This window comes from Microcoleus sp. Pol14D4, from assembly GCF_036701245.1.
Lineage (GTDB): Bacteria > Cyanobacteriota > Cyanobacteriia > Cyanobacteriales > Microcoleaceae > Microcoleus.
The window spans coordinates 1-9,228 of record NZ_JAUBQM010000132.1; the positions used below are offsets into that span (position 1 = coordinate 1).

Annotated in this window: 4 protein-coding genes and 1 pseudogene; 4 read left to right on the forward strand and 1 reads right to left on the reverse strand. The window is 45.3% G+C overall.

The genetic code is table 11. The features are described 5' to 3' along the window. The first annotated feature begins 495 nt into the window (after positions 1 to 495). From QUA33_RS26765 to QUA33_RS26775, 3 genes are all read left to right on the forward strand, one after another. Complete coding sequence (locus QUA33_RS26765) at positions 496 to 2,502, forward strand: hypothetical protein (RefSeq protein ID WP_333152628.1); 2,007 nt, start codon at positions 496 to 498, stop codon at positions 2,500 to 2,502. Between the two features lie 106 nt (positions 2,503 to 2,608). Then, on the forward strand, positions 2,609 to 3,412 hold the full coding sequence (locus QUA33_RS26770) for a hypothetical protein (protein ID WP_333152631.1): 804 nt from the start codon (positions 2,609 to 2,611) through the stop codon (positions 3,410 to 3,412). 420 nt (positions 3,413 to 3,832) lie between these two features. Continuing rightward, positions 3,833 to 6,214, forward strand: a complete 2,382-nt coding sequence (locus tag QUA33_RS26775; RefSeq protein WP_333152633.1) for an ATP-binding protein — start codon at positions 3,833 to 3,835, stop codon at positions 6,212 to 6,214. 687 nt (positions 6,215 to 6,901) lie between these two features. On the opposite strand, the pseudogene QUA33_RS26780 reads toward QUA33_RS26775, so the two are convergent. Next, a pseudogene (locus QUA33_RS26780) lies at positions 6,902 to 8,327 on the reverse strand (IS5 family transposase). 395 nt (positions 8,328 to 8,722) lie between these two features. On the opposite strand from QUA33_RS26780, the gene QUA33_RS26785 reads away from it, so the two are divergent. Next, positions 8,723 to 9,190, forward strand: coding sequence for a hypothetical protein (locus QUA33_RS26785; RefSeq protein ID WP_333152635.1), 468 nt, complete (start codon positions 8,723 to 8,725; stop codon positions 9,188 to 9,190). Positions 9,191 to 9,228: the final 38 nt, after the last annotated feature.

Sequence of the window (9,228 nt, forward strand, 5' to 3'; positions counted from 1 at the left end):
TTAACTGCTTATCAAGCTATTCAAAAAGCCCTCTCTCTTCATGGCTCCCTTTTTTCCCCTAGTTGAGCAATTACGAAAACGCTAACGAATTAGAGAAAACTGTTCACTCTTTGAGAGCAGCCGGATTAGAAATTTCCCGCATTGTCCAATTCAAACCTTAAAAGGGGAAAAAGAGATGGAAAGGGGACGAGCCAGCAAGTGGGTAAATTTAAAAAGCTTGCCTAAAAACTAAAGACTTTAAACGTTTATTAGACTTGAATTGCCTAAATCTTTGATTGAGAAGGAAACCGCAGATGAAGGCTTCGGAACGCTTCGGAACGCTTCGGAACGCAGATAACTTCAAGATAGCGTGTGATTTTTGCAATTCAAGTCTAGTATGTTCCATCCCTTTGGTTGAAGTATTCTATCTTTCCTTTTTTTGTACAGTAAACCACAACACACTCAATCAATTCTCAAGCCATGAATAACCCGATAAATGCACCAACAAATAATCCAATGAGTACCAATCCCGACCATAGTAACTTCACCACAACAGCCAATATGAATCCTTATGCTACATCGACTGAATCTACCCCAAATAACGATGACGGCAACATTAATTCCCTTATTTCCGCGAACCCTTCGGAAGATGATGATATTGACGAGAACTTCATTGCCAACTTTGACCCTAATGCACCTCTAACACTTGAAACTCAATATCAACTCGCTCAAGATGACGAAAAACCACTGCCGCCGCCTGTTTCCGAAAGAGGCGTTCCTAGAGCAGTGACAATATTGCTGTTGACTGGGGGGATACTATTGCTAGGACTGCTGATTTGGCAATTTATCAAGCCTAAATCACCTCGCGAACCTATCGCACAATCAAAATCAAATATTACCCCATCTCCCACCATTAAAGATGAAAAGCCGGAATTGCTGGCGAGATTGGCTTACCAAGACCAGCAAAAACTGCTGACCGAGAAATCGCAAAAAACTGCCAAACCCAAAGTAGAACCGTCGCCCAAATCATCCCCACGAAACCCGCGAACTCCGCGTCCCGTGGCTACCCGTCCGGCCACACCGCCACCTATTCCCCGAAGCGAACCCCGAAGCGAACCCCGAACCGTAGTGCGGACAGTAACTGTACCCGCAGCCGTACCTTCAAGAACACCTGAAAGAATACCCTCAAGAACACCCGTACCCCCACCAGTTCCCCTATCTAAACCATTTGCACCCCCAACTCGGAATGCAATTCCAACTCCAACAGAAGAAAAAATCGATCCGTTTGAGCGGTGGAACCAACTCGCCCAACTCGGACAAATTAGGGGAAATTTTGACCCTAACCGAATAGCGAATGCCGTGAGTGAAACACCAAGCACTCCAGCGACAACAAGTGCTAACGCCACCGCTAGTACGAACCCAACTCCAACAACTGAATTCCTAACAGTCAATATCGGCAACCAAAAGTCGCAACCCTCATACGTTTCTTTCGAGCAAATCCCAGAAAAACTATATAGCCACCCAAATAACGCCAGCGGGGAAAGGCTACACCCGGAGTTTCCTTATGGAGGGGAGAGCCTCGAAACCACTGACAACTCCCAAAACCCCACTAACCAATTAACTCCGGCTCCCCTTTCCCCCCAAACAAGTTCCGATTCTACCGATAACCCAATCGAGACGGAGGCTCGACTGAACGCTCGTCCAACGTCCTTGCCCGCCGATACAGAATTTCAAACCCTTTCCCCAGAAGCTGCTCCAGAGGCTTCTGCCTTAACAAATTCCTCAACCCTGGAACAAGTAAACTCCCCAGGGGCAAAAGGCATTCTCAACCGCACGCCCCAAACGGACTCAACCTCCCAAACAGCTCAGGTTCCCCTTGGAACCACAGCCAACGGCATAGTTTCGGTTCCCCTGCTGTGGGATGAAGGCTCAGGCAGACAACTTTACGACAAATTTGCCGTCACTCTCACAGCCGACTTCACGGCAACTGACGGCTCTATTGCTTTTCGGAAGGGCACGGTTGTCATTGCCAAAGCCAGCACCGTCAGTAAAGGCAATCGCATGGTACAAGCTGCTGCTGTGGCGCTCGTCTACTCTGATAGAAACGGTCAGATTAAACAGCAGGCCATTCCAGAAGGCGCAATTTTGATTGCAGGTGAGGGCGGAAGGCCGCTAATTGCTTCAGGCTACTTCGACCCAGGTTCCGATATTGCTTCGCAAGACATCCTCACCGCACTGCTGTCGGGAGTTGGACGAGTCGGTCAAGTATTCGCAGAGCCTAAAGTTAGGAACTCTAGCAGTATTAGCGGTGGGTTTGGAAGTAGTACAACCACCGTTGAAAGTCGAGACCCCCAAATTTGGTCAGCCGTCCTCGATGGCTTTTTCAGTCCCTTGGCAAAACGGATGGAAAGCCGCTCAGATAGAGCAACTGAAGAACTTTTAAAACGCCCCAATGTAGCTGTGGTTAACAAGGGAACTCCCGTTTCTATTACTGTTAACAGCTTTCTCAACATTTACCGTTGACCGAGCCGTCGGTAAACTGTTAAGTCGCATTGGGGCGACTGCGATTAGTAAAGAAAATTCCCATTTCTACTGTCAACAATTTTCTCAACATCAACCGATAACTGCCATGACGAATCGCATCCAATCTCCAAGAATGTTTTCCCTCGGAGGGCTTTTATTCACAGCAGTGTTCGCTGCTGCGAGCTACCCCGACTGTGCTTTTGCTCAATCAAGAGTAACAGGCTATCAAACTGTGGGTCGAGATATTGCCGTCAATAGTGCTCACGATATTTTAGTCTATCCCGGTCGCGCGAGTGCGATCGACTTCAGCTCAACCGATGAAGCTGTCGCCTACGTTTTAATTGCCGACCCCTCAAAAGTAGTTTTCAGCACCGACGCACAATTGGCAAGCGGCCAAGCCAAAACTGTTTTCTTGCGTCCCATTCAAGCGCTCAATTTTCCGGGAGCTACCACAGCTACCATCACTAACCTTTCAATCAAAACTGTAGATTCAAAAGGGAAACAGCGACTTTACAACTTCAACATCGTTCCTGCCAACAAAAAACCAGAACACCTAGGAATTCGCATCGCTCCCCTAAACCCAAGAAGGGAGCCGACTGTGAACGTTGATAGAAGTCGCGCCCCCGCAGCATCAGATGTCGAAAAAGGATTGCTGATTGCCATTCAAAAAGGCTACACAGGAGCCAACGACCCAGTAGTCTACAGCGTGCGACAATTTTTAGCTCTGGTAAGAAATCAGAATTTATCGGCTGCCGATGCTGCTGCACGAGCCGGAGTAGACTTGTCTGTGATTGTCGAGCTGAGCCTCATTGCACAAGAAGAATTGAACAACCCTGGAACAAGATTTCAACAGCGACAACCGCCAACAGCCCGAACTACTCGGCTTCTTAAAAGTCGCTCTGCTTTTTGATTGGAGCCGGAGCTGCGGGAATAGGTAACAGGAATGGGGAGTGGGGGAGAGTGGGAGAGTGGGAGAAGTTTGAAAACTTGCAACAACCCGATAAAAACTAGAGGGCTTCAACATCTAACATATACTCACCCAATTGAATAGAAATGAGGGATTATGTAACTGCAATCTACCTGAAAATTCAAACAGCTTGCTGTTTACTGCACACCTCTAATCTCCCACTCTCTCACTCTCTCCCTCTCCCTCTCCCTCTCTCCCTCTCTCCCCACTCCCTTTTTTCAACCAATGTTCCGCCCAAAAAGCTCTGTTCAAAAAAAGTCTGCCCTCCCGCTGCGCGTTGTGCTTACAGTCCCCAACGCTCTTTTGATTTCAATCTTACTAGCTCTAACGGGGTGGCTTTCTTTTCAAACAGGGCGACAGACAATGAATGACGTAGTTGCACACCTATTGGGAGAAGCAACGAGTCGCATCTGGGACCGCCTTGACAACTACTTAAAAGAAGGGGTTGTGAAAGGAGAAGGGACTTACAATCAAATTCCAATTGGTTCGGTAAACCAACTTTCCCCAAGTCAAACAGCCGGAGTCACAATCAAACCAAATGGGGAAAGAAATGGGTCAGACTCTCCAAAAACAATATTGCCTCAACAAAAAACAAATTCTGCTTTTCCCACCCCAACCTCAACATTCAACTTGCACGATTTCCTCATTAGCCCTAACTGTCAAGCCTTTATCTTAGACCGTTCGGGACGTTTAGTGGCTCGGAACGAGGTAACTGAACCCAAAGCGTCTATTTCTGCTGACACCCAGCAGCGAGAAAGCGCCCAAGCTCTGCAACAAAAAGTAATCCAGCTTTCAACAGAGTATTTGCTTAAACATTATGGCAGCCTCGCTGCTATTAACAGCAGCCAAAATCTTAACTTTACTGCCAGCAACTCTAGATACTTACTGCAAGTCAGACCTTTTGAAAACTCTTCAAGCTTAAACTGGCTGATTGTAGCAGTTGTCCCTGAAACCGATTTTACGGACAAAGTTCAGGCTAACACCCGCAACACTATTTTGCTCGTGCTGCTGGCTTTGGTTCTTTCTATCTGCCTTTTGCTGTCCATTTCCCTAAGAATAGAACAGCGGCTGCTGCGGTTAATTTCGGCAACAGAGGCGATAGCTGGTGACGACTTCGACTCAACAGTTTCAGGTAGCGGTATTGCCGAACTCGAAGCCCTAGCCTGTGCTTTCGAGCGCATGAATTGCCAGTTAAAAGCATCTCGCCAGCGGTTAGAAGAATATTCTGGCGATTTAAAGCGGCAAGTTGCACAGAAAACAAAGGAACTAAAACAAGCTAAAATTGCAGCCGAAAGTGCCAATCGCGCTAAAAGTACCTTTCTGGCCAATATGAGCCACGAATTGAGAACGCCTCTGAATGCGATTATCGGCTTTGCCCACCTTCTTGTCCGCTCCAAACAAACTGCCCCGGAACAGCAGCCGAGTTTAAATATTATCAATCGCAACGGCGAGCATTTGTTGAAACTAATCAACGATATTTTGTCGCTGTCCAAAATTGAAGCAGGTCAAATCACCCTCGAAGAAACTGCTGTTGACTTGTACAGTTTGCTCGATGACTTAAAACTTTTATTTCAGCTCAAAACTCAGTCGTCGGGCTTGCAACTTGTTTTTGAACGCAGTTCTGATGTGCCGCAATACATCCGAACTGATGAAAGCAAGCTGCGTCAAGTTTTGATTAATTTGTTAGGTAATGCTGTTAAATTTACTGAGGCGGGTAGGGTGAAGCTGACTGTAAAATGCCTTCAGCCGCTGGCAAAAAAACCGTTACCCAAATTCTTTCTCCAGTTCTCAGTGAAGGATACAGGTCCTGGTATTGCGCCTGACGAGCTTAGCAGTTTGTTCAAGCCGTTCGTGCAAACAGCAACTGGCAGGAAATCACAAACGGGAACGGGCTTGGGATTGCCCATCAGCCGCTCTTTCGTCAAGCTGATGGGTGGCGATATCAAGGTCAAAAGTTCTGTGGGGAAAGGAACGGTTTTCAGTTTTTACATTAAAGTGAGTCGTGCAACACAGAGCGAAGTCCGTGACATCCAGCCTCAAAAACAAGTGAATGGACTGGCACCCAACCAACAAAATTATCGCATTCTGGTAGCGGACGATGAGTCTGCAAATCGGTTGCTACTAACTCAGATATTGAAGTCAGCCGGCTTTCTTTTGTGGTTTGCGGATAACGGAACTGAGGCTGTTAAATTGTGGCAAAAGTACAAGCCGGATTTAATTTGGATGGATTTGAAAATGCCGCTTTTAGACGGCTTTCAAGCTGCTCGAAAAATTCGTTCTCTGCCTGACGGCTCCCATACAAAAATTATTGCTTTGAGCGCTAATGCGTTTGTTGAAACCAAGAAACTCGCTTTGTCGAATGGCTTCGATGACTTTGTTGCCAAACCGTTCCGAGAAACAGTAATTTTTGAGAAGATGGCGCTTCATTTGGGTGTTCGCTATATCTATGAAGAGGAGTCGCCGAGGAAGTCCGAACGGGATGAGCCTGTTATACAACTGACTCCTGAGTCGCTATCTGTGTTGCCGAGGGAGTCGATTAAGAAGCTTTATAAAGCCGCCGCTTGTGGAGACGAGCAAGCGGTAAGGCAGTTAATTGAGCGAATTCCTCGCTCCCAGAAACAAATTGCTGGGGCTTTGACCAAGTTAGTGGAAAATATGAGTTTAGATATTATCAGCGATTTGACTCAGAATTGCATTTCGGCCGATTGTACTATCGCAAAATCCCAAGACTGCGATCAAAGTTAACTCGGTTTTTAGATTCGTACCTCATATATCAATATATGAAGTTCAACCTTAGTCTATCGCCACATCCCAAGACTATTCTCAAAGTTAACTCGGTTTTGAGAATCGTACCTCAGATATCGATATATGACGTTCCCCGAGTGCATTTCGGTAGATTAGGCGAGATCACCATCCCAAGATTGCGATCAAAATCAACTCTGTGTTTACAACCCGTACCTCAGATATCGATATATGACGTTCGGCCGATTGTACGATCACCAAATCCCAAGACTGCGATCAAAATCAACTCTGCGGTGAGAGTCTGTACCTCAGATATCGATATATGACGTTCGGCCGATTGTACGATCACCAAATCCCAAGACTGCGATCAAAGTTAACTCGGTTTTTAGAGTTCGTACCTCAGATATTGATATGTGACGTTCGGTAGATCGCAAAGCATTAGGACGATTTTGTTCAGAGCAGCACGATTTGACAGAGCAATGCCGAGCAGAGGTACAGCCGATAATCTGCTAACAACTCACGCTCACTTGATTGTTTACTCCATGCTATCGGCTGTACCTGTCTGTACGTAGGGCTTGCTGAATAAGTTAAGAAAAATCGCTATCGCAATTAATGGGTGATTCAAGCTCGGCGAAACATAATTTTTTGTTGACTATAACTTGCCCAGTTATAGCTTTTAGTAATGATTGCTCAGTCAACAGGTGTGATTTTTGGTTTTTGACATAAAAACACACAAAAAACCCGTCTTAACCAGGTAGAAAGGTTCATTACTAAAAAAGTAATAGCAATAGCTGTACCAGAAGTATTATCAAGTTTTGCCATCACGCGATTCAAGGTGAATCTTCTTTTTCGCAAGTCCCAAATTTTCCCTCAATAGAGTTACGAATTCTCTCATCTTCCCAGGCTTGTTTCTTTGTTTCCTTACTGACATTTGCTGGTGGCCTTCCTAACGGAGGCCCACTCATTCTAATTCCTCTTTCTTTACACCAAGCTCGGTTTTCCCTTGTTCGATAAATGCGATCGGCATGGACTGATTCTGGGTAGTATCCTGTGTAACTTTTAAATGCTTCTATTTGGGCTTTTAAGTCTCCCGATTCGTTAAAATTCTCCCAACTTATTCGGTCTAAAAACACATATTTATCAAAGCAACTCGCTGACAGTTTAGCTCCAAACTCTACAGGTTTTCCTGCTTTACCTCTAATAATGGGACGGATGTGGGGTTGACTTACACTTACTATTCTGTCCTCAATACTCTGTTTGTTATTTTCAAATAACCAGAGTTGTTGGCGATAGACTTCTGTGAGGACTAGCAAAGTTTTATATTGCTTTTTGGTCAGACTTTCCAGAGTCGCACCTGATTCGATTAGCTGATCGATATGAGCCAAATTTCTTTTGATATATTGCAGTTGTTTTTTAATTGCTTGGATTTTTTTGTTTCGGGTCGGTCGTCGTTGTTTGGCTACTGCTAAGTAGTCTTTTCTGGCTATTTTTCGGTAGGTTCTGGGTTTTTTCTTGATTTTTACTGTGAGAGATTTATAGAGAATGTCGATAATTTTTTCGGTATGAACTCGGACTCGGTTTAATAGCCCTAAGTCCGTCGGATAGCTAATATCCGCTGGAGCACAGGTCGCATCTACGATTAATTTTCCTTGATTGGGTGATTCATTTTTTGCGTCCGAATCCTTTTTTTTTCTGGTTTGACTGCGATGGTTTCGCGCATTTTTTCCACCAGGCGTTCGTTCACTTTATTAATTAGATTCGCACTAATTCGTTGCCGAAAGTGAACTAATAGCGACGGGTCAAATGGGAGTTCGTTGCTGTAGATTGATTGACCGACAAAGTATTGCAAATAGGGATTTTCACGGATTTGTTCTACTGTTTCTCTATCGCTAATTCCCAGTTTTTCTTTGATGATTAATGCCCCCAATGCCATGCGAAATGATTTGGCGGGTGCGCCCATTTCGGTCGGGAAATTTTCAGCATATTCTGCTTCAAATTCATCCCACGGGATAAGTTCGGCCATCTTTACCCAACGGTTATCTGCTGACAACCTTCCTTCAAAGGGTAGTTTAAAGTCGGATGGGGGGCTTGGGGCAAGCTCAGCTTTTCTGTACACGCTCGCAGGTGGTGATGCACGGGTTTTGAGTCATTATACCTGTTTTTCTTGCACCCTTCCACCTTTTTAGGATAACACAACTCATACAGTGTTTACTTTTGCAACTGCTTCAGCAAACCCTACGTAACGAACGACAGATGCGGGTTCGATCCGCAGTAGCAAGTCAGCGGATTTGGTCTGGGTGGAATGTGGCAGCGGGTCGAGCAGATTAGCGCTCAGTTGGAGATTCAGAGCGAGCTCTTATCGGGAACAAAGGTTATTATTGGTCATATCTGTTGGGAACATCCGTTCGTAAAAACCTACCAAAATCGGGACAAAGCTATGAATAGCTTCCTGGCTTAACGAACGCGATCTAAATATAAAATTAGAGCGACGGAGTGAAAGGTGCAACTATTATGTCTTATAGCGAATTTTCCCTAGATGATATTAAGCATAAACTCGGCTTAACAATTAGAGAAGTATCTGAAGTCTTTACGGCTGTAGAACCGATCGCACCCAGTCAGCTTTTAAAGGAAACCTTAGCCGAAAATATTCCCTTAGCCTTGGGAATTGACACGGAAAAAGCGCGATCGGAGATGATAGTCGCTCCGGTATTGATTGAACTCCGCAGGCGGTGCGATCGTCAAATCAGCCTCTTTTCCGGTACGGAATTTAATATTGATCGAGTCAAAGGACTGAATGGCATTTGTGACTTTATGATTAGTCATTCACCAGAACAATTATCTTTAAATGCTCCCGTGTTTACACTTGTCGAAGCCAAGAATGACAATATCAAATCGGGAATTGCCCAGTGCATTGCAGAAATGTTGGCAGCCCAGATTTTTAACTGGGGGGGTGACAACCCGCCCCAAACCCATAGTTAGTAAGGATTGAGCCAACTTGTGGTAAAAAAAGATAGGCA